This window comes from Rhizobium sp. BK399 (genome assembly GCF_014194695.1).
Taxonomy (GTDB): domain Bacteria; phylum Pseudomonadota; class Alphaproteobacteria; order Rhizobiales; family Rhizobiaceae; genus Rhizobium.
In genome coordinates this window covers 124,212-147,520 of the sequence record NZ_JACIAH010000002.1, presented here as the reverse complement: position 1 = coordinate 147,520, position 23,309 = coordinate 124,212, and the positions used below count along the sequence as shown (strand labels likewise).

General features: G+C 59.8%; 20 protein-coding genes. 9 read left to right on the top strand and 11 right to left on the bottom strand.

Annotation, left to right across the window (positions count from 1 at the left end; genetic code table 11):
• Positions 1 to 33: 33 nt before the first annotated feature.
• The 4 genes from FHT97_RS07210 to FHT97_RS07195 are packed head-to-tail and all read right to left on the bottom strand — an operon-like array spanning position 34 to position 4,812.
• Positions 34 to 1,692 (bottom strand): thiamine pyrophosphate-binding protein, encoded by a 1,659-nt coding sequence (locus tag FHT97_RS07210; RefSeq protein WP_183860949.1) that lies wholly within the window; start codon positions 1,690 to 1,692, stop codon positions 34 to 36.
• Positions 1,689 to 2,891, bottom strand: a complete 1,203-nt coding sequence (locus tag FHT97_RS07205) for a CaiB/BaiF CoA-transferase family protein (RefSeq protein ID WP_183860947.1) — start codon at positions 2,889 to 2,891, stop codon at positions 1,689 to 1,691. The genes FHT97_RS07210 and FHT97_RS07205 overlap by 4 nt, the downstream gene beginning before the upstream one ends.
• An 18-nt stretch (positions 2,892 to 2,909) precedes the next feature.
• Positions 2,910 to 3,866 carry a DMT family transporter gene (locus tag FHT97_RS07200; protein WP_183860945.1) on the bottom strand — a complete coding sequence of 319 codons (957 nt, stop codon included), beginning with the start codon at positions 3,864 to 3,866 and terminating at the stop codon, positions 2,910 to 2,912.
• 16 nt (positions 3,867 to 3,882) lie between these two features.
• A complete protein-coding gene (locus tag FHT97_RS07195) occupies positions 3,883 to 4,812 on the bottom strand; it encodes an alpha/beta hydrolase (RefSeq protein ID WP_183860943.1) in 930 nt (309 codons plus the stop codon).
• 157 nt (positions 4,813 to 4,969) lie between these two features.
• Here FHT97_RS07195 and FHT97_RS07190 point away from each other — a divergent pair, with 157 nt between their 5' ends.
• The 5 genes from FHT97_RS07190 (at position 4,970) to metF (ending at position 11,465) form a co-directional block, all read left to right on the top strand.
• A complete protein-coding gene (locus tag FHT97_RS07190) occupies positions 4,970 to 5,707 on the top strand; it encodes a ribonuclease (RefSeq protein ID WP_183860941.1) in 738 nt (245 codons plus the stop codon).
• A 75-nt stretch (positions 5,708 to 5,782) separates the two neighbouring features.
• Positions 5,783 to 7,588: a hypothetical protein gene (locus tag FHT97_RS07185; RefSeq protein ID WP_183860939.1), complete on the top strand. Its 1,806-nt coding sequence runs from the start codon at positions 5,783 to 5,785 to the stop codon at positions 7,586 to 7,588.
• A 131-nt stretch (positions 7,589 to 7,719) separates the two neighbouring features.
• Entirely contained in the window at positions 7,720 to 9,369 is a 1,650-nt protein-coding gene (gene ettA / locus FHT97_RS07180; protein ID WP_183860938.1) for an energy-dependent translational throttle protein EttA, read from the top strand.
• A gap of 169 nt (positions 9,370 to 9,538) precedes the next feature.
• The gene (locus FHT97_RS07175; protein ID WP_183860936.1) at positions 9,539 to 10,561 is read left to right on the top strand and encodes a metalloregulator ArsR/SmtB family transcription factor; all 1,023 of its coding nucleotides are present in this window, start codon (positions 9,539 to 9,541) and stop codon (positions 10,559 to 10,561) included.
• Positions 10,562 to 10,565: 4 nt separating this feature from the next.
• Positions 10,566 to 11,465, top strand: coding sequence for a methylenetetrahydrofolate reductase [NAD(P)H] (gene metF, locus FHT97_RS07170; RefSeq protein ID WP_016554539.1), 900 nt, complete (start codon positions 10,566 to 10,568; stop codon positions 11,463 to 11,465).
• A 491-nt stretch (positions 11,466 to 11,956) separates the two neighbouring features.
• On the opposite strand, the gene FHT97_RS07165 is transcribed toward metF, so the two are convergent.
• The 4 genes from FHT97_RS07165 to FHT97_RS07150 form a co-directional block, all read right to left on the bottom strand.
• A complete protein-coding gene (locus FHT97_RS07165) occupies positions 11,957 to 13,189 on the bottom strand; it encodes a lytic murein transglycosylase (RefSeq protein ID WP_183860934.1) in 1,233 nt (410 codons plus the stop codon).
• An 83-nt stretch (positions 13,190 to 13,272) separates the two neighbouring features.
• Positions 13,273 to 14,070, bottom strand: a complete 798-nt coding sequence (locus FHT97_RS07160) for a GH25 family lysozyme (protein ID WP_183860932.1) — start codon at positions 14,068 to 14,070, stop codon at positions 13,273 to 13,275.
• Between the two features lie 130 nt (positions 14,071 to 14,200).
• Positions 14,201 to 14,818, bottom strand: a complete 618-nt coding sequence (locus FHT97_RS07155; RefSeq protein WP_183861409.1) for a class I SAM-dependent methyltransferase — start codon at positions 14,816 to 14,818, stop codon at positions 14,201 to 14,203.
• Between the two features lie 50 nt (positions 14,819 to 14,868).
• Positions 14,869 to 16,113, bottom strand: coding sequence for a DUF3419 family protein (locus tag FHT97_RS07150; RefSeq protein ID WP_183860930.1), 1,245 nt, complete (start codon positions 16,111 to 16,113; stop codon positions 14,869 to 14,871).
• A gap of 172 nt (positions 16,114 to 16,285) precedes the next feature.
• On the opposite strand from FHT97_RS07150, the gene FHT97_RS07145 reads away from it, so the two are divergent.
• A complete protein-coding gene (locus tag FHT97_RS07145; RefSeq protein ID WP_183860928.1) occupies positions 16,286 to 17,671 on the top strand; it encodes a serine hydrolase in 1,386 nt (461 codons plus the stop codon).
• Here the strand turns inward: FHT97_RS07145 and FHT97_RS07140 are convergent.
• The 3 genes from FHT97_RS07140 to FHT97_RS07130 form a co-directional block, all read right to left on the bottom strand.
• The gene (locus FHT97_RS07140; RefSeq protein ID WP_183860926.1) at positions 17,665 to 18,600 is read right to left on the bottom strand and encodes a lytic transglycosylase domain-containing protein; all 936 of its coding nucleotides are present in this window, start codon (positions 18,598 to 18,600) and stop codon (positions 17,665 to 17,667) included. The genes FHT97_RS07145 and FHT97_RS07140 overlap by 7 nt on opposite strands.
• A 113-nt stretch (positions 18,601 to 18,713) precedes the next feature.
• A complete protein-coding gene (locus FHT97_RS07135; RefSeq protein WP_016554532.1) occupies positions 18,714 to 19,349 on the bottom strand; it encodes a LysE family translocator in 636 nt (211 codons plus the stop codon).
• A gap of 58 nt (positions 19,350 to 19,407) precedes the next feature.
• Positions 19,408 to 20,619, bottom strand: a complete 1,212-nt coding sequence (locus FHT97_RS07130; RefSeq protein ID WP_114713193.1) for a pyrophosphate--fructose-6-phosphate 1-phosphotransferase — start codon at positions 20,617 to 20,619, stop codon at positions 19,408 to 19,410.
• Positions 20,620 to 21,032: 413 nt separating this feature from the next.
• Between FHT97_RS07130 and FHT97_RS07125 the strand changes: the two genes are divergently transcribed.
• The 3 genes from FHT97_RS07125 (at position 21,033) to FHT97_RS07115 (ending at position 23,277) form a co-directional block, all read left to right on the top strand.
• Positions 21,033 to 21,740, top strand: a complete 708-nt coding sequence (locus FHT97_RS07125) for a DnaJ family molecular chaperone (protein WP_183860924.1) — start codon at positions 21,033 to 21,035, stop codon at positions 21,738 to 21,740.
• Positions 21,737 to 22,501, top strand: a complete 765-nt coding sequence (locus tag FHT97_RS07120; protein ID WP_183860922.1) for an N-acetylmuramoyl-L-alanine amidase — start codon at positions 21,737 to 21,739, stop codon at positions 22,499 to 22,501. The genes FHT97_RS07125 and FHT97_RS07120 overlap by 4 nt, the downstream gene beginning before the upstream one ends.
• A gap of 260 nt (positions 22,502 to 22,761) precedes the next feature.
• Positions 22,762 to 23,277, top strand: coding sequence for a lytic transglycosylase domain-containing protein (locus FHT97_RS07115; RefSeq protein WP_016554528.1), 516 nt, complete (start codon positions 22,762 to 22,764; stop codon positions 23,275 to 23,277).
• Positions 23,278 to 23,309 lie beyond the last annotated feature (32 nt).

Genomic DNA, 23,309 nt, shown 5'->3' with positions numbered 1-23,309 from the left:
GGCACCGCGATTTGTAAGGCCGGTGAGTTTCGCTCACCGGCTTTTTGTTTGGGCGATTTCGGACAGCGTGCGCGTCGGCGTAATGGCTTCCGGGTCGAGCTTTACCTCGATGATCGAGGGTTTGCCGCTCGCCCTTGCACGCTCGAAAGCGGCTGCGAAGCTTTCCGTCGTCTCGACCGTCTCCCCATGGCCACCATAAGCGCGTGCAAGGGCGGCAAAGTCCGGGTTGGTCAGATCGGTGCCGCTGACGCGCCCTGGGTACTCGCGCTCCTGATGCATCCGGATGGTGCCGTAAATGCCGTTGTTGATGACAATGGCGATGATCGGCAGGTCATAGCGCACGGCGGTCGCAAATTCCTGGCCGTGCATCAGGAAGCAGCCGTCTCCGGCGAAACAGATGACCTCGCGTTCGGGAAAGAGCTGCTTGGCGGCGACTGCGGCGGGCAGGCCGTAACCCATGGAGCCGGACGCCGGTGCCGCTTGGGTGTTGAATTGACGAAAGCGATGGAAGCGGTGCAGCCAGGTGGCATAGTTGCCGGCACCGTTGGTGAAGATCGTGTCTGGCCGCGTGTTTGCCTCGATCCACTCCATGATCGGTCCCATATGGACCGGGCCGGGACCGGTTTGCGGTGGCGTCGACCATGCCATGTAGGTCTGATGCATCCGTTCGGTTCGTTCCGCCCATCTGAGTTCGCTGGGCGCCTCCAGATCAGCAAGATCCGCAACGAAGTCGCTCGGGCTCGCGCTGATTGCGAGGTCGGGTCGGTAGACACGGCCAAGCTCTGACGGATCCGGATGAACGTGGACGAGTGATTGCTGCGGGTAAGGGATGTCGATCAGCGTATAGCCGGAGGAGGGCATTTCCGACATCCGTCCGCCGAGCAGGATCAGCAGATCGCTCTCCTTGATCTCCTTAGCCAGCGCGGGGTTGATGCCGATGCCGACATCCCCGGCGTAGTTTGGGTGCAGGTGGTCGAACAGCATTTGTCGACGGAACGAGCAACCGACAGGGAGCGCGAAGCGTTCTGAGAACGCTTTCAGGTCGGCCACCGCATCCGCATCCCAGCGCGTGCCGCCGACGATGACCATCGGTCGCTCGGCCTTCAGTAGCCGCAAGTAAAAGTCGTCAATCTGGCGGCGGCCGGGATGAGCTTCGACGCGCGAGTAACGCTTGGCGCGGGGCGCCTCTACCTCGTCTCGGAGCATGTCTTCGGGCAGTGACAGGACGACGGGGCCGGGGCGGCCGGATGTTGCAATTGCAAAGGCACGGGTGACGAATTCCGGGATGCGCGCTGCGTCGTCGATCTCGCCTACCCACTTGCTGAACTCCGTCAGCGCACGGCGGAACTCGACCTCCTGAAAGGCTTCGCGTTCCCTTGCATCGCGTTGGACTTGCCCGATGAACAGGATCATCGGGATAGAATCCTGCCTGGCGATATGCAGCCCTGCGGTGGCATTCGTAGCGCCCGGACCGCGGGTTACCATGCAGATGCCGGGCTCGCCGGCGAGCCTGCCCCATGCGTCTGCCATCATGGCCGCGCCGCCTTCCTGGCGGCAAACCATCACGTCGATGTCGCTATCGTAGAGCGCGTCGAGTACGGCAAGGAAACTCTCGCCGGGCACGCAGGAGAGGCGTTTCACCCCATTTGCTTTCAAGGCCTCGACGATCAGTTCTCCGCCAGTCTTTTTCATGATGGTCTTTTCCCCTCCAGTTCGGCGAGTTCCGCCAGAACCTCCTCCTGATGTTCTCCCAGCCGCGGGCTCGGCCGCTCGTAACGCAACGGCGTCTGCGACAGCACGACCGGCGTCCTGACGCCGGGAATGACCGTACCCTTTGCGTCGGCGAGATCTACCCGCAATCCACGCGCCTCAATTTGTGGATCCGCAAACATTTCTTCGATGGTGTTGATCGCACCGGCCGGAACGGCGTTGGCCTCACAGGCTTTAAGAAGGTCGGCTTTCTGCCATTTCAACGTTTCGGTGGAAACGAGCCTGCGGACCTCGTCACGGTTCGCGACGCGCGCCTTGTTCGTCGAAAAACGTAGATCGTCAGCAGTACCCTCGAGACCGAGGATCGCACATAGGCGGCGGAACTGGCCATCGTTGCCGACCGCGAGAATCAGATAGCCATCGGCGGCGGGGACGACTTCATAGGGCGAGATATTCGGATGTGCGTTTCCAAGCCGTGTCGGGGCGCGGCCGGAGACCAGGTAGTTCATGTTCTGGTTGGCCAGTACGGCTGACTGGACATCGAGCAGCGCCATATCGACCAACTGCCCTTCGCCGGTCTTCTGTGCGTGAATCAGCGCTGCCTCGATGGCTGCGACCGCATAGATGCCGGTAAATATGTCGGCGATCGCAACGCCCGCCTTCATCGGCTGCCCGTCGGGCTCACCGGTGATCGACATGAAACCCGACATGCCCTGAACGATATAGTCGTAGCCTGCCAGGCTGGCATAGGGACCGTTCTGGCCGAAACCCGTGATCGAGCAATAAACAAGCTTCGGGTTGATCTTCTTCAGGCTCTCGTAGTCGAGGCCGTATTTCACGAGCCCGCCGAGCTTGAAGTTCTCGATGACCACATCGGCCGTGGCGATGAGGCGGCGAACCAGTGCCTGGTCTTCCTCGCGCTTCAGATCGGCAGTGATCGAGCGCTTCCCGCGGTTGGCAGAGTGATAGTAGGCAGCGGAAAGGTTTTCTCCGTTGGCACCCTCGACAAAGGGTGGGCCCCAGTGCCGGGTGTCATCGCCTCCATCCGGGTTTTCGACCTTGATCACATCGGCGCCGAGATCGGCCAGCATCTGGCCGGCCCATGGGCCGGCGAGCACGCGGGCGAGCTCGATGACGCGGATGCCGGACAGCGGCGGCTTTTGGGGCTGATTGTCCGTCATGTTCCTCCCACGAGCAGATCAGGGCGCCAGGGCCGATTGAGGTGTATCGGATACGGGCTTCGATGCAAAGCGCCGCTCGCGCCATATAATGTACAGCCCCGAGGCGATGATGATGAAGATGCCGAGCCACTTGAGCGCATCCGGGAAGTCGCCGAAGACGAGCCAGGCAAAAATGGTTGCCGACACGATCTCGAAATACTGAAGGGGCGCCAATGTGGAGGCGGGCGCGGCGCGGTAGGCATAGACACCGAAGATGCCGGCAATGGCCGCCGTGACGCCGACGCCGAGCAGGTAGAGGTAGCCACGGCCATCCGGCATCACCGAGTCAAAGACGTCGGAACCCGTGCCGCTGCCGAGCGCGAGCAGAATGGCGCAGAACAATAGACCCCAGATGCCCATCTGAAACTGCATCGCCCACGGGTCTTCCCGGTGTGAAAGCACGCGTGTCATCAAGGCGAAGATGGCAATGCAAAAGGCGCTGACGACGGGCAGAAGCGCCACGTACCCTACCTCTTGAAAGCTTGGCTGAATGATCAGCATTGCTCCGAAGAAGCCGACGCCGCAAGCGGTGTAGCGGCGCCAACCGATCGTCTCCTTGAGGAAGATGCTGCTCAGGATCGTCAATATGATCGGCTCGACGAAGAAGATCGCGATAGCGTCGGCAACCGGCATGTACTTCAGCGTCGTGACAAAGGAGACCATCGAGATCGTTATGATGGCGCCGCGGATGGCATGAAAGATGTTGGCGCGCCACGAGAAGCCCTTCCAGCTTCCGCGCCAGACAACGATCGGCAGCATGCAGAGGGCCTGGACAACAAACCGAGCGCCTGTGATTTCCGCCGCGGGAATCGTCGCGATCGCAAGCTTGGAGAAGATGTCGATGATCGGCGATACGAGCACCGATAGGAACATCAGCAGAATGCCGGTCGAAACCTCTGAAGCAGAAACGGGACGGGAAGAAATACCATGGCTCATCGCGAAATCCTTCGGTTCAGGATCTCGCGATCGCTTCGTCGCACCAGTCGGCGAATGCGGCGATGGCCGCGTCCGCTCCAATTTCATTCAGCGTTTCGTGGCGCATGTCCTGATATATCTGTGTCGTGATACGGGAGAAGCCATGCGCTTTCAAATGGTTTGAAAGCCAGATCACCGCTTTTCCGCCATCCGTCGCCGGATCCTGCCCGCCACCAACAAGATGGATCGGTGTCTGCTTCGGCAGACGGTCCAGATGCGGCGTTTGCGGCGCGCGAAACGTCAGTTCGAAAATATCGAGCCAGAGGGAAACGGAGGCATCGAAGCCGCACAGCGGGTCGGCGATATACTTGTCGACCTCGACAGGGTCGCGGCTTAACCAGTCGAACTCCGTTCGACGATTGGCAATGGACTTTCCCCAAGTGCCGAAGGTGAGCTTCGGCAAAATGCCGCTTGGCACATCGGAGCCCTTCAAGGCCCGTTCGGCCAGCAGGATCGCTTGTGCTGCCCGCCCTGCGACGCCTGGGCTAAAATTGGAGTTCCAGACGGCGACGGCGTCATATTTCTCGGGATGGGTCACAGCAGCGTTCAGCGCGATGAGACCTCCCATCGAATGCCCGAAAACGATGACTGGCAGGCCGGGATACTGTGCCACAGCGCGGTCGCGTACGGCAGAGACGTCATCGATCACCTGCCTGACACCATCGCGGCGGGCAAAGCGTCCGATCGGAGCATCCGCAGCAGTCGTCTCGCCATGTCCACGGTGATCGAAGGCAAAGACATGATAACCACGCGTCGCCATCGCCGCCGCAAAACCGGCGTAGCGCTTGGAATGCTCGGCCAACCCATGGGAGACAACGATAATTCCGCGTGCCTCGGATTGTGCCGCTTCATGATGAAAGCCGAGCGAGGCGTTCGCCGTTTCAAGGCGTTGCGTATCTGCAAACATCAAATCCTCCCGTCTGCGCGAGAAGATCAGATCGTCCGCGAAATGCAACACATCCCAATATTTATGCGACTGGATTTTAGCACCCTAGGGATTGAGGGTTGTGAAAACAGACCCACCATGATTTCTTGTTCATGAATTGTTCCTGGGAGGGATGAAGATGAGCAATCCATTTCTGCGCACGGCTTTATTCCTGATTGCGATCACGACTGCTGGCACCGCTGGAGCCCAGGATGCGGGTGGAAGGACGCGCTTCATTTTGGCAGCCAGCTGGCAACCGGCCTTCTGTGAAACCAACCAGCGCAAGCCGGAATGCAGCAGTCAGACCAAGGACAGGTTTGATGCGACCAATTTCTCGCTGCACGGGCTTTGGCCGATGCGCAAGGACTATTGTGATGTCTCGGGCACGCTGCGGACCGCGGACAAGGAAGGTAACTGGAAGAAACTGCCTGAGGTAGAGCTTTCGGCGGAGACCAAAGCCGCGCTTGAGAAGGCGATGCCTGGAACGCAATCCGGGCTGGAGCGCCATGAGTGGATCAAACACGGTACTTGCACAAAGATGAGTGCCGACGACTATTTTGCGACGTCGGTTCGCCTCATCGATCAGCTGAACGCCTCTGCTGTCCGCGATCTTTTCGCTGCCAACATCGGCAAGCCGCTGACGGCGGAGGCGATCAAGGCTGCGTTCGACAAGAGCTTCGGCCCGGGCGCCGGCGATCGGGTCAAGATGAGTTGTCGGCGCGCCGGCGGCGGAGGCCGTGTCATTGACGAGCTCACGATCGGCCTGTCGGAGGACGCCACCTCGAATGACGGAGCGAGCCTGCGCGACCTCATTCAAGGGGCAGGGCGAACCTCGTTCGGCTGCGATCAGGGCGTCGTGGACGCTGCTGGGTTTTAGTGTTTTTGCTCATGTAGCCGAATATTAATCGGATTGGATTAATGTCTGGCCGCTGTTTGCTGGGGCGAGTGCGGAATGGATGCAGTTCTATCGCGAGCCGACTTGAAGGTCTTGCCTGACAGCAGGCCATTTCTGCGCACCTTTCTCACAGTCTACATCACAGGGCTTGCCATTGTTCTGTTCGATCTCGCCGACGGGGTGTTGTTCCTCGGTGATCTCGATGACCAGATGCGTGAGTTGCAGATCCGGTATCTGATGTCGCCGGATGGTCGGTGGTTCGATCTTACGCTGCCGTTCATTTCAATGCCCGAAGCTTACGTTTCGCCCTGGTCGAGATTGATCGATCTACCTTACGCGGCAATAGCGACGTTGCTGCGGCCGTTCATGCCCATCGATCAGGCTATCTCCTTCTCTTTCCGCATCTGGCCGCCGTTGATGCTCGCCCTTTTCTGCCTGCCGGTTGCGTCCACCGTGAAACGGTTGATGGCCGATCAGCCGACGTCGCGCTTGTCGTCGTTGCTGATGTTGATGCTGATGACAATTCTCATGGCGGTTGCCGTGTTCGAATTCTCGCCGGGCCGCATTGACCACCACGATGGCCAACTGGTCGCGATGATGCTTATGGTGTCCGGTCTTGTTCGCTGGGATCAGTTGGGCGGCGCGCTCGTGGGGGGCGCTGCGGCGCTCTCCATCGTCATCGGACTGGAATGCCTGCCGCTGGTCGTTGTTGCCTACGCCGGGCTGGTCCTCTGCTACATTGCCGGCGTCAGGGATGCGCGGGCGATGATTATTGCCAGCGGTCCCGCAATGAGTGCCGTCGCCGGTGCTGCCGCGCTTGCCTTCATTGGCCCGGACGGCATCGTTTCGACGCAATGCGATGCCTTTTCCGCACCCTATCTGTTTCTGTTGATCGGAATGTCCGCCACCCTGTCCTGCGTAGTTTGGGTGGTGCCGGATCGCTCATCGATCTTCGCAAAAATCCTATGGCTGGGCCTGTCAAGCGCATTCGTCCTTGGCCTGGCTGCGTGGTATTTTCCACGCTGTCTCGGCGGCCCCTATCAGATGATCGATCCGGTATCGCGCGCGTTTTGGTTCTCTCGCATTTGGCAGGAGAACAGCTTCCTCTACCTTTACGAGAGTGCGCAATACTCCACCGTTGCGCTGCTGGCGCTTTCCACTTGCGGTGCCCTTCTGGCTGCACCTTACGTCGCCGCGCAGATACGACAGCAAAAGTTCGGCGTGGGGGTTGCATTCGCCGTGGGTCTTGCCTCCCTGCTTCTGACGTTTGACGTCTTGCGGAACATCCGCTTTCCGATTGCGCTCATACCGCCGTTTCTGCCAGCGGCGATTGCCTATTATCTAAATGCCCGATCGCCAACGCGAGGAGTGCGAGTGGCTGTCGGATTTGCCCTTGCATCCGTTCTTGCGCCAGCGGTTCTTTGCCTTGTCATCCGACCGCCGATGCACGTATTCGATGCGGTCGATTACATGACGGCCAGCGACTGCGACGGCGAGGATTTCGGTGTTCTGAATTCGGTCGCCGCGGGACGAATTGCGCTTCCTCAGGGCATCGCGTTGCGCGTGTTATTCGCACGTCCTGCAGGATTTTCTGTCGGCGCAGTGCCATTCCACCGTGCGTCGCCCGGTATGAGACGCATGTTCGAGGCCTTCACCTCGTCTGACGCGGCGGTCCGCCGCGCGGCGTTGGAGCCCTTCGACTATGTGGCTGTATGCCGATTTCCGCTGGCGGCCGATCTACAGCAGGCTCCGCTCTATGCGGCTTTGGCGGCTGGGAAAAGTTGGCCGGGTCTCGAGAGGGTTCCTTATGCGAAGCCGAGCGATTTCCAACTCTTTCGCATCGATCACGCGAAGCTTTGGTAGTGACGCCGTCCCTCTGCAAAATGTCCGCAAGGCCACAAAAGCCTCTGGTTTTTAGCCTTCGCGCGTTGCTCCTTGAGCCCAATTCGCCTACATAGCGGCAAACTTAAATCCCGCCGCGGAGCGAACAATCAATGGCACGTCAGTTCATCTATCATATGGCCGGCCTCAACAAGGCGTACGGCAACAAGAAGGTGCTGGAAAACATCCACCTTTCTTTTTATCCTGATGCCAAGATCGGTATCCTCGGACCAAACGGCGCCGGTAAGTCGACGGTACTACGCATCATGGCCGGCCTCGATAAGGAATACACCGGCGAGGCCTGGCTTGCTGAAGGTGCCACACTCGGCTACCTCGCGCAGGAACCGCAGCTCGATGCCGCCAAAACCCTGCTCGAAAACGTCATGGAAGGTGTTGCTCCGAAGAAGGCGATCCTCGATCGCTATAACGAGCTGATGATGAATTATTCCGACGAGACGGCGGAAGAGGGCGCCAAGCTCCAGGACGTCATTGACAGCCAGAACCTCTGGGACCTCGAAAGCCAGGTCGAAATGGCCATGGACGCGCTGCGCTGCCCGCCAGGCGACTCTTCGGTCGAGAAGCTCTCCGGCGGCGAAAAGCGCCGTGTAGCGCTCTGCCGCCTGTTGTTGGCGCAGCCCGACCTGCTGCTGCTCGACGAACCAACCAACCACCTCGACGCCGAGACGATTGCCTGGCTTGAAAAACATTTGCGCCAGTACCCCGGCTCCGTCCTGATGATCACCCACGATCGCTACTTCCTCGACAATGTCACGGGCTGGATCCTCGAACTCGACCGTGGTCGCGGTATCCCCTACGAGGGCAACTACTCCGCCTATCTGCAATCGAAGGCCAAGCGCATGCAGCAGGAGGGGCGCGAAGAGGCCTCCCGCCAGAAGGCAATCAGCCGCGAGCAGGAATGGATGGCCGCCAGCCCGAAGGCCCGCCAGGCGAAGTCCAAGGCGCGTATCCGTGCCTATGACGAGTTGGTCGCAGCGGCAGAGGCCCGTCGCCCCGGCGATGCGCAGATCGTCATCCCGGTCGGCGAGCGTCTTGGCCAGGTCGTCATCGAAGCCGAGAACCTCACCAAGGGCTATGGCGATACGATGCTCATCGAAAACCTCACCTTCAAGCTGCCGCCCGGCGGCATTGTCGGTGTCATCGGTCCGAACGGCGCCGGCAAGACGACGTTGTTCCGCATGATCACCGGCCAAGAGAAGCCCGATAGCGGCGACATCCGGATCGGCGAGACTGTCGATCTCGGCTATGTCGACCAGAGCCGCGATGCGCTCGACGGCAACAAGACGGTCTGGGAGGAAATCTCCGGCGGCAACGACATCATCAAGCTCGGCAAGCACGAAGTGAACTCGCGCGCCTATTGCGGGGCTTTCAACTTCAAGGGCGGCGACCAGCAGCAGAAGGTCGGCACGCTTTCCGGCGGTCAGCGCAACCGTGTCCACCTGGCCAAGATGTTGAAGGCCGGTGGCAACGTCATCCTGCTCGACGAACCGACCAACGACCTGGATACGGAAACGCTCGCAGCCCTCGAGGACGCGCTCGAAAGCTTCGCCGGCTGCGCTGTCATCATCAGCCACGATCGCATGTTCCTCGACCGCCTGGCGACGCATATCCTCGCCTTTGAGGGCGACAGCCATGTCGAATGGTTCGAGGGCAACTTCGAGGACTACGAGAAGGACAAGATGCGCCGTCTCGGCGTCGACTCGATCAATCCGCACCGCGTGACCTATAAGCGCCTGACGCGCTGATCGCCAAAGAGCGACTCCAGCTATATGAAAGCCCCGGTTCGCCGGGGCTTTTTTTTGCGCGCACCTATGTCGTGATCCGAGCAGCTAATTTCGTGAATGGATGGAATTCCAGCTTGCCACACCTATTCAAATCACATAAAGATATCTTTATATGTTGATTGGATCGGGTATGGGTGAGCCTATCAGACTTGGATTGGATGCTTTGGTGGACGTCCTCAGGGCGGCCGGCGAGCCGACGCGTCTGCGTCTTCTGGCTCTGCTGGCGGCGGGCGACCTGACCGTGACCGATCTTACGGAAATCCTTGGCCAGTCCCAACCGCGTATTTCTCGTCACCTCAAGCTGCTGGGCGAAGCGGATCTGATCGACCGCTACCAGGAAGGCGCCTGGGCCTATTTCCGCCTTCGGCAGGATGGCAAAGCGGCCGCTTTCGTGCGCAGCCTGCTGGCGCATGCCTCCGAGAACGACCCCGTCGTCCTTCGCGACAGCGAACGGCTGGCGACGGTCAAACGTCAGCGGGCCGAGCGCGCGCAGGCCTATTTCAGCCGCAACGCGGCGGAATGGGACGAGCTTCGCCGCCTGCACGCCGCCGATGAAGAGGTCGATGCCGCCGTCATACGGTTGCTCGGCAGCCAGCCGATCGACTCGCTTCTCGATCTGGGCACCGGGACAGGACGCATCCTCGAGCTTCTATCTGGCCTCTATCGCCGGGCGATCGGCGTCGACGCCAGCCGCGACATGCTGAGCGTGGCGCGCGCCAACCTCGACAAGTCAGGGATCACCAAGGCATCCGTTCGTCACGCCGATATCCTGAATTTGCCGTTCGAGGCGCAGGATTTCGACGTGGTGACGATCCATCAGGTGCTGCATTTCTTCGATCAGCCGGAGATCGCAATCGGCGAGGCCGCGCGCATGCTGCGGCCAGGCGGACGGCTTCTTATCATCGATCTTGCCCCACACGGGCTGGAATACCTTCGCGACGAGCACGCGCATGTTCGCCTCGGCTTCTCGCATCAGTCGATGTCCGACTGGCTGCGCAAGGCCGGGCTGGATGTCGAGCAGGTCGTCGATCTTCACCCGGGTCATCAAAGCGGGCAGGGGCTCACCGTCACTGTTTGGCTTGCGCGCGACCCTCGGCGCCTCACGGCCTCAGCCGTGAGTGAAGGCGCCGAACCCATACTTGCCGGGAGATAATGAAATGGCTTTGAACAGCGACGCGCGCCGCAAGATCGGCATTTCCTTCGAGTTCTTTCCGCCGAAGTCGGAAGAGATGGAAGGACAACTGTGGAACGCGGTCAACGAGCTGCAGGACTGGAACCCGGACTTTGTGTCGGTGACCTATGGCGCCGGTGGGACTACCAAGGCACCAACGTTGGCGACCGTGTCGCGCTTCCTCGCCGAAACCCCGCTTGCCACGGCGTCGCATCTCACCTGCGTCGGCGCGACGAAGGACGAAACGCACAGCGTGATCGACAGCTTCCGCAAAGTTGGCGTCAAGCACTTCGTTGCGCTTCGAGGCGATGCCCCTGGCGGCGTCGGCGCACCCTACCAGCCGCATCCCGGCGGCTATGCGAATGCAGCAGCACTGGTTGCCGGACTGCGTGAAATCGGCGACTTCGAGATTTCGGTCTCGGCCTACCCCGAAAAGCATCCGGAGAGCCGTGATACCGCCGCCGATATCGATATGCTGAAGCAAAAGGCGGACAACGGCGCGACCCGCGCGCTGACGCAGTTCTTCTTCGACAACGACAATTTCGAGCGCTATCTGGAAAAGGTGCGGGCTGCCGGCGTCAATATTCCTATTGTGCCGGGTATCATGCCAATCCAAAACCTGACGCAGCTGAAGCGGTTTGCCGGCGCTTGCGGCACCGTGATACCGGCGTTTCTGGATGAGCGCTTTGCGGGCTTCGACGACAAGCCCGAAGAGAGAGCAAAGGTTGCCGCCGAGGTTGCGGCCGAGCAGATCGAAGACCTCGCTCGTCGCGGGCTCACCGATTTCCATCTGTACACGATGAATCGCTCGCCTCTCGTGTCGGCAGTGCTGACCAATCTCGGCTTTACCCGGGAAGGGGCCAGAAAGGCCGGCGCTGCCGCCTAGGCTGGCCCAGATTAGAGGACAAAAAGAAAAGCGCATCTCCGTGGGATGCGCTTTTCCGATTCATTGAACTGTTTCGCTACTCAGGAGTCTCGGCACTGTTCAATCGGCACGACGTTTAGATGAAAAGCATTGTCAATACGAATGCAAACGCCGCGCTGACCAAAAGGACATTCAAGGATTGTGTAAGTCCCATGTCTGTCTCCTTGCGTTAACGCCGCGATAATATGTCGCGAATGTGTCGCTTGGAAAGCAGATTTTATACTGCACTGCGGCGAAAATGTCACATCGACAATGCTGGCTTGCGGGCAACGTGATGAAATCACTGGCAAAATTGCGACGGAAAAATATTCACAGATTTTAACTTGGCGTTAAAGTCAGCGATCCCGCCTTCACACATGCGGCAAGATGAAGGCTAGGCGAAGTCTCTGAAACCATGGAACAAATGAAAAAGCCGGGTCTGAGACCCGGCTTTAAGCGTGCTGAATCAGTAATCACAGCGAATTCAGAAGTGTCGGCGTTGCCCAGCCGTCGGCCGGCATGCCGAGACGCTGCTGCTCCTTCTGGATGGCTACGCGCGTGCCCGAACCCAGGATGCCGTCGACCTTGCCGACGTCGTGGCCGAGGGTTCCGAGCTTGGTCTGCAGTTCCTTCATCTGGTCGTTGGAAAGACCCTGCTCCGGCGTGCCCTTGAGGTAGGTCTCCGCACCAGCAAGACGGGTCGCGAAGTAGGCTGCCGACGTCGTGTAGATGAACGACTTGTTCCATTCGAGATAGATCTGGAAATTCGGGTAGGCGATGAAGGTCGCTCCGAGGCGGCCCTGCGGCAGGATCAAGTCGGCGTGCAGGTTACCGAAGTTGGTGTTCCCATCCCGCGGCTTGACGCCGAGGGCAAACCATTCGCCGGCCGTCAGGGGACCGCCGATGCCCGACTTCTCCCAGGGCAGGCCTTCGGGAAGGGTGACTTCCTGGATCCACGGCTGGCCCTTCTGGAAGCCGAGATGCTGGATGAACTTTGCTGCCGTCAGAATCGCATCAGGAGCGCTCTGCTTGAGGCGCACGTGGCCATCGCCGTCGCCGTCCATGCCATAGGCAACGATATCGCGCGGCAGCATCTGGACCTGACCGATCTCTCCCGCCCAGGCGCCGGTGTTGGTTGCCGGGTCGAGGTCACCATGCTGAACCATTTCGATGAGGGCGATCAGCTGCGGGCGGAACAACTCCGGCCGCCGGCAATCATGGGCGAGGGTCACGAGGGCGTTGCGGGTGTTGAAGTCGCCCTGCACGGCGCCGAAATCCGTTTCCATGGCCCAGAAGGCGGTGATGACGCCAGCGGGCACCCCAAACTCTTGCTCGGCGCGGGCGAAGACATCCGCATATTGCTTCATCTTCTGGCGGCCGATATCGAGGCGAGCCTGGCTGACGGTGCGCTGCGAGAACTCCAGGAAGGTCTGCTTGAACACGCCTTGAGCGCGGTCGCGGCTCAAGACCTTCTGGTCGATCTGCGCGCCTTCCAGCGCCTTGTCTGCGGCCTCGGCCGATGCACCGGCGGCAATTGCGTCGGCCTTCACGCCGGCGAGAAAGTCCGTGAGGTCGCCGTCACATGCCGGGGCTGCTGCCTGCGAAGCCGGTGCACTCGATGCCGGCGTTTCTGCGGCGGCGCCGGTGGCGAGACCAGCGGCAAAAAGGAGTGCAAGTGCCGTGCGGCTTGCGGGCGAGCGGTACATAGTTTCGATCCTCGTCATCAAATGGAATTTCAGTCGATTTCCCAAATGATTGTGACGGAAGCAAGAAAGACCGCCGGACGTTGCTAAGAATTTGTGTCCCTCGATACCGCTGCCACCCAGTTGTGCCAGTTCTGCGTCGATCCGGCGAAAACATTGATATCCGTCGGTCCCTTGATGCCAGGGATGACGCCCGTCGACGTGTACTGCCAGAAGGCCCAACGGCGGTCGGCATACGTGACCTCGGGATGCTTGGCAGTGGAGCGAACCCAGAAGTGATAATCCTGGAAATAGCCGACGAGATTGTCGCGGTGGAAGTCGACCGAGGTATAGATGATCGGCCGCTTGCCGTAATAGGCCTCGAGGCGATCCATGAAGCGCTGAAGCTGGGCGCGAACCGTCGCCGGATCCGGGCGAAGGCGGCAAGTCTTCGATTCCGCATTCCATTCGGCGTCGAGGACCGGCGGCAAGCGCATCGATTCCTTTGGCACGTTACGGATGAACCAGTCAGCCTGCTCGTCGGGCGTCGAGCAGAAATAGTAGAAGTGATAGGGCGCGTGAGGAATGCCGACGGCGCGGGCGCGTTGCCAGTACTCGTTGAAGCGCGGATCGATGCGGTCCTTGCCTTCGGTCGCCTTGATGAACGCAAAGGCAACGCCAGAGCCCTTGACCGTCTGCCAGTCGATATTGCCCTGCCACTTGGAAACGTCGATGCCGTGGATCGGCTGCTGCTCCGGATGCTTTGCGCCGAAGTCCTGGGGATCGGTGTCCTTGAAGCGCGTTTTCGGCTTTACGGACGCTGTTTCGAGATAGTCATAGCCCGATGACGTGCATCCGGCGAGCATGATAGCCAACGGCAAAACGCAAAACAGAAGCCGGCGCATAGGTGTTCCGTCGCGAAACGAATGGATTTTTTGCCCCACAGCTCGACCTTCGTGAAAGACGTGTCCAGCGAGGAATGTCCCCTCTATTTCCCATATCAACGTAAAAATTCGGTTAGTTTCAAGCGAAATGTCAAGCTTTGGTCACAATGACAGCCCGCCAGGCATACCCGCCGCCCATGGTTTCGAATATTAGTCGTGCTTGATTTTCAGAGGCTTGGGACTCGAGAACCTGTCGCAAATCAGCGCGCGGCGAGACATGAAATTTTCGCAGCCATGCCTTGAGAAAGCGCGCGAACCACCCTGGCAGCCGCTCCTGCTGGCCAAAATCGACTATGTGCAACTCGCCGCCGGGGGCAAGAGCGGCAAGGGCTGAGTCGACGGCGCACTCCCAGTCGGGGATCATGGAGAGCGCATAGGAGATCAGGATCCGGTCGAATCCGCTGACGCCAAATTCGCGAGGCGTGAATGCCGTTGCGTCGGCGACGCGGAAGTCCGGGATCGTGGCCTTGCTCTCGAATGTCTTGCGCGCGGAGATCAGCATCTCCTGTGAGATGTCGAGGCCGTAGAGCCGAGCTTGCGGATAATGCTTATGGGCCAGCGCCATGTTGCGACCGGTGCCGCAACCGACTTCCAGCAAGGTGCCGCCCGCCGGCACATTCAGATCGCGGATCGTCTGATCACGGCCAAGCAGGTAGTATTTGCGCGTCAGATCATAGATGTGGCGCTGGTAGCGGTACATACCATCCATCAGGGCGGCATGGCCGTCGTCTTTGGCCACCGGGTTCGTGTCGACCCCGCTCACGCCGTCTTCCTGTAAATATGGAAGCCGCCGTAGATTGCCGAGCGATCGAGCGCCGTCAGCTCGAGGGAACGTTCCTCCATGTAGGTCCACTGATCACGGATGGCAGGCGACAGACGCCCTTCGATGATGCTCTTTTCCGCGGCGGTGCGGAAAATCACCCGAGCACCTTCACGCGCCGTCCGGCTAATTTCTGCCCAGAGATCATTGAGTTGCTCGTCCGTCATCCAATCCTGCGCATCCAGGAGGATGTAGCGATCGCGCGAGGCAGCCGGCTCTCCTGAAAGGAGCTCGGTGAAGCTGGCGTGATGAACGTTGACGCGATCGACGTTCGCGCGGATCACCTCGTAGTTTACAGGCTCGAGATAGGTCGGAAGCGGTCCTTCGCCTTCGGGGGCGTAGCGGCGCCCGAAGGCCTGCCAGGCAAAATAGTTCTCCTGCATCGGGAAGTGGCAGGCCAGCTTCTCAAGCCGATGCCGCAGAACCGGGGCGATCGACTGATCTGCCGCGAGGCTTGCCAGTTCGTCGTACTGCTGCGGCGGGATGCCGAGGCCGAATAGCGAGCTTTTGCGTCCGGCAATCCAGCGCACGACGGGTTTGTCGAACAGCGGTGCGATCCTCTCATCGAAGAACTGGCGCTGCTCGCGCAGCGAACGCGCCTTTGTCATCTCCGTGAGGTCGACGCCGTGCAGGCGGGCAAGAAGGTGAGCCGCGCCGATAAACCGTCCGAGCAGACCGGTTTCGTAGATATTGCGGTCGAAGACGGTGACGCGCCGGCGACCGAACTTGCGGCTGTTCCAGTAGTTCCGGGTTGCGTCGTCGAGGTTTGCCGCGAGGAACTGGTCGAACGCGTGGCTGTTCGACGTTTCACGCGGCTTTGCGAGGAAGCGAACGAGGTCGGTGTGTCCGGGAAGGTGACGGAATGCCGCAAGCTTCAGCCGATTGAGGGCGATATGATGCGGATTGAGGTCGACCACATCGATCGATGCTGGACCCTTAGAGAGATAGGCGAGCATATTGCAGCCGCCGGAGCCGATTGTCACGACGCGATGATGGGGCTGAAGCTCCATCGCCAGCATGTCGAGATCGGGATCTTCCCAGATTTGCGGATAAACCAAACCGGAAAACAAAAGGCCAAAGAGCCGTTCCGAAAAGCCCGCCTTGGAGAAGGCGTTGTGGCGGAGAAGGGCTGCCTTGAGTTTCCGGTTCTTGCGGAAGCCGGCATCCGGTGCAAATTCCGTCATATGAGTCTTTCACCCTTTTAGCGTTCAGGGCGTTTAGCGCGTCGTGACTACAGTTTGATGACGCGGGCTGTGGGCAGGGCGGCCGACGACAGGAAATGCAGGGCCAGCCGCACCCTGGGGTCTTTCGCTGTACGGGCTTTCCTGCTTCTCTTGCACGCAGGGAGGACCGTAGATGCGATTTGTGCTGCGTGTCGTAAAATCACTTGCTCTTCTGCTGGTAGTGATTGTCGCCATGGGCGCCGCCTGGCTCTATGTCAGCCCGCCGGAACTGCTGCGCGTGGGGGATGGCTATGCGGCCAAGATCGTTTGCTCGAACGTCTTTCTCGCGGGAAGGGATCCTGAACAGGTGCTCCATGAGGACGTGCAGGCGCCGGGAAACCCGCTGCTGCGGCTGGTGCGTGTGGCTGTCGACCGGCAGGAAAAGCGGGTTACTGCCCGTATCCTTGGGCTTTTCGCACCGGGTTATGCAATCTATCGCGGCGCGCTCGGCTGTAGCAGCGTGCCAGACGGGGACTTTGAAACGGCAGCGCGCGCGGTGCCAGACGGGCCGGGAGCTCAAAGCTCTCCAAATGAGGCGATATGGCCAGAGGGTAACACCGTCGCTGATGTCCATGATAGCGGTGTCGACGCGCTGCTTGCGAACAAAGATTTGCTCGGTCCGGCCATGCGCGCCGTCGTCGTCGTTCACAATGGCCGCATCATCGCCGAGCGCTATGGCGACGGCTTCGGTCCAACGACGCCGCTGACAGGCTGGTCCATGACAAAGACCGTCAACGCTGCGATTGTCGGGCGGCTGATGCTCGACAACAGAATAACATTTGATGACATAGCGCTCCTGCCGCAGTGGCAGGGTGGTGATCACTCGACAATCAAGCTCAGCGACCTCATGGGCATGCAGAGCGGCCTAGCCTTCAACGAAAGCTATGGCACGGTCGCTGACGTCACTCGGATGCTTTATCTCGATGCGGATATGACGGTACTGCCAGCGAGCCTCCCATTGGAGGCCAGTCCTGGCGAGCGCTTCAACTACTCCAGCGGCACATCGGTTCTCATCTCGAAGATATGGATGGATCGCATCGGCAACATGCAGACAGCGCTTGCCTATCCCAAGATGGCCCTGTTCGATCCGATCGGCATGTCGAGCGCGGTTCTGGAGGTCGACGCACGCGGCACATTCGCCGGCAGCTCCTATCTCTACGCCACCGCGCGGGACTGGGCCCGTTTCGGGCAGTTCCTTCTTCAGGACGGCGTCTGGAATGGGGAGCGGCTGCTGCCGGAACGCTTCATGACGGCGATGAGGACGCCGACGGCATCCTCAGGCGGCAAATATACGCAGGCGCAAGCCTGGCTTGCCGCGCCGGGTGGCGATAGCAGTGCATTAGCCGGTCTTCCCGACGATACATTCTGGATGGAAGGACATGACGGGCAGAGCGTGGCGATCGTGCCGTCGGCGAAACTCGTCGTCGTCAGACTTGGGTTAACGCCAAGCTGGCTTCGCTACAAGCCGCAGATGCTGGTGAAGGAGCTACTCGCTACGCTGGACCATAATGGTCAATAATTGCCCTGGGCGACGTCGTCCATACCTTTGCGCTTGGCCTCGTAATAATAGCCACGGGCGTAAAGGCGGACGGCATTGTCTTCGCTGCTGTCGGACACGAGCCAGGCGCCGCGCAGATACTTGGCGGCGTATTTGATGTTGGTCTCGGCGTCGAACAGACCGGCGGGCTCGCCTTCGTAGCCCATCGACTTCGCCGTGTTGTACTTGATCTGCATCAGGCCGAAGTAGCCACGCTTGTTGTAAGCCTTGGCATTGTAGCGGCTTTCGCGGTGGACGACGCGGTGAAGCAGCGAGGCGGGCACCTCATACATCTTCGAATACTTGTCGATGATCTTGGTGATCGCGCTTTTTTCCACGGTCGGCGCGCCGTCGTCGTCGCTGTCGCTGAACATCGGCGGGGCAGCAGGCGGGTCGGATGGACCCGAAGTGTCGAAGCCGTAGTCCATCATCGGGTGCGGCGTGGTGTCGATTGCGGAAAGGGCGGCGATGGCGCCGCTGCCGGCCTGGGGCGTTGCGGCAAAGGCGAGCTGCGTTGACGGGGAGGGGGTGCCAGGACGCGGAATGGGTATGACGGACTGTATTGCCGTCATCTCGGGAGTAAGGGGAATCTGCGCATAACCCGTTGCGGCGGTAGGCTCGATCTGACCGCCTGGTTGTGAAGGCGCCGCGGTCGGCATGGCTGGGGCTGCGAGAGCAGCCGCTGTCGGGTCCGTGGCAGGGACCATCGCCGTTTCAGTGCTGCCTTCGCCGGCAGGCACGGCGGCAAGTGTGGCATCTTCGCCCGGCTTCGGTGTCGGTACAACTGTCTGGAGAGCGGTCAATTCTGCCTGCGAGGTGTATTCGACGCTCGTGCATCCGGCAACAACGCCGCAGAGCATCGTCGAAACGACGAGACTGCGTTTCAGGCCGGAAAAACCGATCGCTACCATACTCTCACTTTCGTGAACGCGCCGCCCCGGCAGCGTTAGAAGTTACCAAAAACCTTAAGCCCGGATTCCGCCATTAACGTATTCGTTGCTTTGCTGCAACCCGCCGAAAATATTTACGCGGCGATGCGGCGATAGCCGGCCGTTACGGCGCCCGCGGCAATGAGCAGAGTGCCGCCGGTACGGTTGACTGCGCGTTGAACGCTCGCCTTACGGATGAGCCCGCGCGCCGCGTTTGCTGCCAGCGCATAAGTCGAGGCATTGATGGTGGCGAGCACCAGGAAGGTGGCTTCCATGATGAGCATCTGGCCGAAGAACGGCTGAGACGGATTCAAGAACTGCGGAACGAATGCGACGAAGAAGACGATGCTCTTCGGGTTGAGAGCCGTGACGACATAGGCGTGGAGGAAAACCTTGAGGGATTTCTTTTCGGGCAGGTTGTCATTGTCTGCCATCGGTTCGGAAATCACCGGCGCCCGCCAGAGCTTGATCCCGAGCCAGATCAGATAGGCGCCGCCGATCCACTTCAGCACCGTGAACAGGGTTGCGGAGGCCGCGAGCACGGCCCCCAATCCGAACAATGATGCGGTCATCGCGGTGAAGTCGCCGAGCGCCACGCCGGTTACCGTCGCAAGCGCCGTCTTGCGTCCGTGCCCGAGCGCATAGGAAACAACGAGGAGAATCGTCGGGCCAGGGATGGCCAGCATGATTGCAGACGCAGCGGCAAAAGCGAACCAGGCTTCGAGCGACATGGAATCTCCTCCTATTCCCTAGGACAAAAGCAAAGACACCATATCAACCCTCAGTCAATCATGCTGCCCGGTATTTCTGGCCAATCGTGTCCATGACTTCGCCGAACCACTTGGTGGAGGTGTCGAAGGCCTTGCCGCCCTTGATGCGCGGGAACTCGATCGTCCTGAGCTTGCCGTTTTGTGCTTCATCGTGGCCAGTCACACCGGACACCTTGTTGAGGGCGCTTTCAACGGCGAGGTCGGTCATGCTCTGAATCAGGCGAAGGTCATCGCCGTTAGCGGGAGCCGAGCGCGCAAAATAGCCGGACTTCTGCACGAGCGAGCGTTCGGCGTTGATGAGGCCAGCGAACTGCTTCTGGAACCAGCCGCCGACATTGATCGTGTCAATCTTGACGTGTCCGAAAGCGTCGCGCTTGACGGTCTCGCCGGCGGCTTCGCGTTCCGCGACGATTGCATCGAGGCAGGCGCCTTCCGAGACGAACACGGTCGCATGGCCAGTACGGTCGATGATTTCCTTCAGGCGTGCCGCTTCCGCATCGAGGTCGAAAGCCATTTCGGGCAGGTAGACCGCGTCGATGCTCTTCATCTTGGCGTTCGTCATGAAGCCGCCAACGTACTCGTAGTTCTTCGTCCGTTGCAGATAGGCACGCGCCGTCGCGGCCGTCAGCCATCCGCAGTGGCGCCCCATGACTTCATGGATGATCAAGGTGCGCGGTGCTGCCGTCTGCTCGTTGCTGACGTTGTCGAAGAAATGCGCTCCGACTTCGGCCGCCGTCCACGCGCCGAGTGACTGGCGGATAGGAACGACGTCGTTGTCGACCGTCTTCGGGAGGCCGACGACCGTCAGATTGTAGCCGTTGGCAGCCAGATATGCCGCGAGATCGGCGGCGGTGGTGTTTGTGTCGTCGCCACCGATGGTGTGAAGGATGGTTACGCCATCGTTGGCGAGGCGCTCGGCGGCAACGCGCAGCGGATTCTCGCCTTCCTTGACCAGGCCGCGCTTCACGCAATCGGCTGCGTTGGTGAGCTTGACGCGGCTATTGCCGATCGGCGAACCGCCGTAGCGATGCAGAAGCGGCGCCTTCTGGCGCATGTCTGCGTTGATCTTGATGCTGTCGCCGAGAAGCACGCCCTGATAGCCGGAGCGATAGGCGACGAGTTCGATGTCGGGCGCGACGTCGCTATAGCGTTCGATCAGCCCGCCAACCGCCGACGACAGACAGGGCGCCAGGCCTCCAGCCGTGAGCATTGCGACTTTCTGTTTGGCCATGATCCCTCCATCGTGTCTCTTATCAGAGCACCTGCGTGCTGCCTACCTAACGCATGGATGCGACAGGGAAAGGGGCATGTAAAGTGTAGTTATTGTGAAAATCCTGCACCAAAACGGCGAAGATAGGCTGAACGACGATATAATCGTTTCAAGCTTCGGATAGCCGTTGAGATCGATTGTGGAAATCTCCGAGCGCGCGCGGAGCAGCGGTGCGCCGGGCGCCGTGCCGTCGTCACCGCAGCCTATCCTTTGGTGTCATATGAGGCAATGCGAATGCGGCGTATGCTTCAGCATCGGGGCGACAATTACCGAAATGTGAAAGCTGTATTCGCTCCTACGACCAATCGCCGCCTTGCAAACGCAGGCTTTATTTGGTCAAGGTGTCTAACCTATTTGCGCTGCGAGAGACTTTTATGTCCTTCTGGGAAAAACTGCTGAATGCCATTGGCAACACCGCGGGCAACGTCCTTTCGGCGGTGGTCGAGGCTATCCGGACAGTTTTCGAGGGCGATCCCGAGACGCGCCGCAAGGTGGCCTTCTCGGTCGCCATCATCGCTCTGTCCGCAAAAATGGCCAAGGCCGATGGAATCGTGAGCGAGCGGGAGGTGGATGCCTTTGGCGAGATATTCGAGTTCCCGCCGGAGCAGGCAAAGAATGTCGCACGCCTCTACAATCTGGCGCGTCAGGACGTTGCCGGCTATGAAGCCTATGCGGAGCGCCTGTCATCCTTGTGCGTGACATGCGCAGCCAATTGCCCGGTCCTGGAAGAGGTGCTGGACGGTCTTTTCCATATCGCCAAAGCGGATGGGCTCATCCATGAGAAGGAATTGGCGTTCCTGCGGCACGTGAGCGAGATCTTCCATATGAATGAAGATCATTTCGAACGAATTGCAGCGCGGCATGTTTCCATGGGCCGCGATCCCTACAAGGTGCTCGGCGTTTCGCCCTCCGACGACTTCACGACGATCCGTCGCCGCTATCATGGACTTGTCAGCGAACATCATCCTGATCGCCTGATTTCGCGGGGCGTGCCGGCCGAGTTCCATGCGATTGCCAATGAGCGCATGGCTGCGCTGAATGCAGCCTACGAGGCAATCGAGAAGGAACGCCGCGCAGCATGACCTCGTTCGAGGCCGACTACCGGAAAGCAACCGTTCGCCCATCGCCAAATCACGGCGAACGTGCTGATGGGCGCAGGCCAGACATGATCCTTCTTCACTATACAGGCATGCCGACGCCTGACGGAGCCTTGGAGTGGCTCTGTCGGGACGAAAGTCAGGTCTCGAGCCACTACTTCGTTGGTGAAGATGGCGAGGTTCTGCAGCTCGTCCCCGAGGAGCGCCGTGCCTGGCACGCCGGCAAAAGTTACTGGCGGGGGGAGACCGATATCAACTCTTTGTCGATCGGGATCGAGATCGCCAATGCGGGTCATCCCGGAGGGCTCCCTGAGTATCCGCAAGAACAAATTCAAGCGGTCATTGAATTGTGTCGCGATTGCGGCCAACGTTGGTCCATTACCCCCGAAAGGGTGCTTGGGCACTCCGATGTAGCACCGATTCGGAAGGTTGATCCGGGAGAAAAATTTCCTTGGTCAGGCCTGCACAAGGCCGGTGTGGGGCATTGGGTTGAGCCTGCTGCGATCTCCGGTGGAAGATTTTTCCAACGCGGCGACAGCGGCCAGCCGGTCGAGGCTCTGCAGTCGATGCTCTCGCTTTACGGTTATGCGACTGAGATCACAGGCCAATTCTCCGACAAGATGGCGGGCGACATCGAGGCTTTCCAGCGCCATTTTCGGCCCGCTCGAATCGACGGGATCGCGGATTTTTCGACGATCGACACGCTGCACCGTTTGCTGGCGTCGCTGCCGCGATACGCCGCATAAGTAGTACTTTAGGGTGGCGCGGATTCTCAGGATTTTGAGAGTCTGCTGCGTCGCCACATCATTTCCCTATTATCTCCTCATTGCGATGGTCTAACGCCAACCGTCGAACGGCGCCGCTTGTGTTGTTTGGGGTTTCGAGCGGCCGTCAATTGAAACAAAAAGAATTGCTGCAGAATATCTAATATGTATCTGCTGCATACGACCGGATTGTTATTTCAACTGCGATCCGGAAATTCTTTGGGTCGGAGTAATTAGACTAAATGAAGAAGATCATTTCTGCTGCAGTGTGCGCCAGCGCACTGTTGATGGGTATCAACTGCGCCTTCGCAGGCGAATGGGGCGCAAGATCTCAGACAATCCCCTTGAAGACCGTTGACCGCACCAGCGGTTATGCAATGCCGGATTTCACAGCCAACAAATATTCCGCGATCATCGTCAAGTATGCCAACCAGTACAACGTCCCCGTCGAGCTTGCTCGTGCGGTCGTGCGCGTCGAGAGCAATTTCAATCCGAATGCACGCGGCAGCGCGGGCGAAATCGGCCTCATGCAGATCAAGCCGGCGACGGCACGCATGATGGGCTACTCGGGCCCTGCGAAGGGCTTGTTCGACCCTGAGACGAACATCAAGTTCGGCATGAAGTATCTGGCTGCAGCACATCAGCTAGGCGGTGGCGAAACTTGCGGTACGATCCTGAAGTACAATGCCGGCCATGGCGCAACCCGCATGAACCCGGTTTCCAAGGCTTACTGCGGCAAGGTCCTGGCGATGCTTTGATCGCTTGAAAGTGCTTGTTCGAGAATCGCTTC

Excerpts from the sequence above, each read along its gene's own strand:
- FHT97_RS07210 (WP_183860949.1), bottom strand. The coding sequence starts at position 1,692 with ATGAAAAAGACTGGCGGAGAACTGATCGTCGAGGCCTTGAAAGCAAAT.
- FHT97_RS07205 (WP_183860947.1), bottom strand. The coding sequence starts at position 2,891 with ATGACGGACAATCAGCCCCAAAAGCCGCCGCTGTCCGGCATCCGCGTC.
- FHT97_RS07200 (WP_183860945.1), bottom strand. The coding sequence starts at position 3,866 with ATGAGCCATGGTATTTCTTCCCGTCCCGTTTCTGCTTCAGAGGTTTCG.
- FHT97_RS07195 (WP_183860943.1), bottom strand. The coding sequence starts at position 4,812 with ATGTTTGCAGATACGCAACGCCTTGAAACGGCGAACGCCTCGCTCGGC.
- FHT97_RS07190 (WP_183860941.1), top strand. The coding sequence starts at position 4,970 with ATGAGCAATCCATTTCTGCGCACGGCTTTATTCCTGATTGCGATCACG.
- FHT97_RS07185 (WP_183860939.1), top strand. The coding sequence starts at position 5,783 with ATGGATGCAGTTCTATCGCGAGCCGACTTGAAGGTCTTGCCTGACAGC.
- ettA (WP_183860938.1), top strand. The coding sequence starts at position 7,720 with ATGGCACGTCAGTTCATCTATCATATGGCCGGCCTCAACAAGGCGTAC.
- FHT97_RS07175 (WP_183860936.1), top strand. The coding sequence starts at position 9,539 with ATGGGTGAGCCTATCAGACTTGGATTGGATGCTTTGGTGGACGTCCTC.
- metF (WP_016554539.1), top strand. The coding sequence starts at position 10,566 with ATGGCTTTGAACAGCGACGCGCGCCGCAAGATCGGCATTTCCTTCGAG.
- FHT97_RS07165 (WP_183860934.1), bottom strand. The coding sequence starts at position 13,189 with ATGTACCGCTCGCCCGCAAGCCGCACGGCACTTGCACTCCTTTTTGCC.
- FHT97_RS07160 (WP_183860932.1), bottom strand. The coding sequence starts at position 14,070 with ATGCGCCGGCTTCTGTTTTGCGTTTTGCCGTTGGCTATCATGCTCGCC.
- FHT97_RS07155 (WP_183861409.1), bottom strand. The coding sequence starts at position 14,818 with ATGGATGGTATGTACCGCTACCAGCGCCACATCTATGATCTGACGCGC.
- FHT97_RS07150 (WP_183860930.1), bottom strand. The coding sequence starts at position 16,113 with ATGACGGAATTTGCACCGGATGCCGGCTTCCGCAAGAACCGGAAACTC.
- FHT97_RS07145 (WP_183860928.1), top strand. The coding sequence starts at position 16,286 with ATGCGATTTGTGCTGCGTGTCGTAAAATCACTTGCTCTTCTGCTGGTA.
- FHT97_RS07140 (WP_183860926.1), bottom strand. The coding sequence starts at position 18,600 with ATGGTAGCGATCGGTTTTTCCGGCCTGAAACGCAGTCTCGTCGTTTCG.
- FHT97_RS07135 (WP_016554532.1), bottom strand. The coding sequence starts at position 19,349 with ATGTCGCTCGAAGCCTGGTTCGCTTTTGCCGCTGCGTCTGCAATCATG.
- FHT97_RS07130 (WP_114713193.1), bottom strand. The coding sequence starts at position 20,619 with ATGGCCAAACAGAAAGTCGCAATGCTCACGGCTGGAGGCCTGGCGCCC.
- FHT97_RS07125 (WP_183860924.1), top strand. The coding sequence starts at position 21,033 with ATGTCCTTCTGGGAAAAACTGCTGAATGCCATTGGCAACACCGCGGGC.
- FHT97_RS07120 (WP_183860922.1), top strand. The coding sequence starts at position 21,737 with ATGACCTCGTTCGAGGCCGACTACCGGAAAGCAACCGTTCGCCCATCG.
- FHT97_RS07115 (WP_016554528.1), top strand. The coding sequence starts at position 22,762 with ATGAAGAAGATCATTTCTGCTGCAGTGTGCGCCAGCGCACTGTTGATG.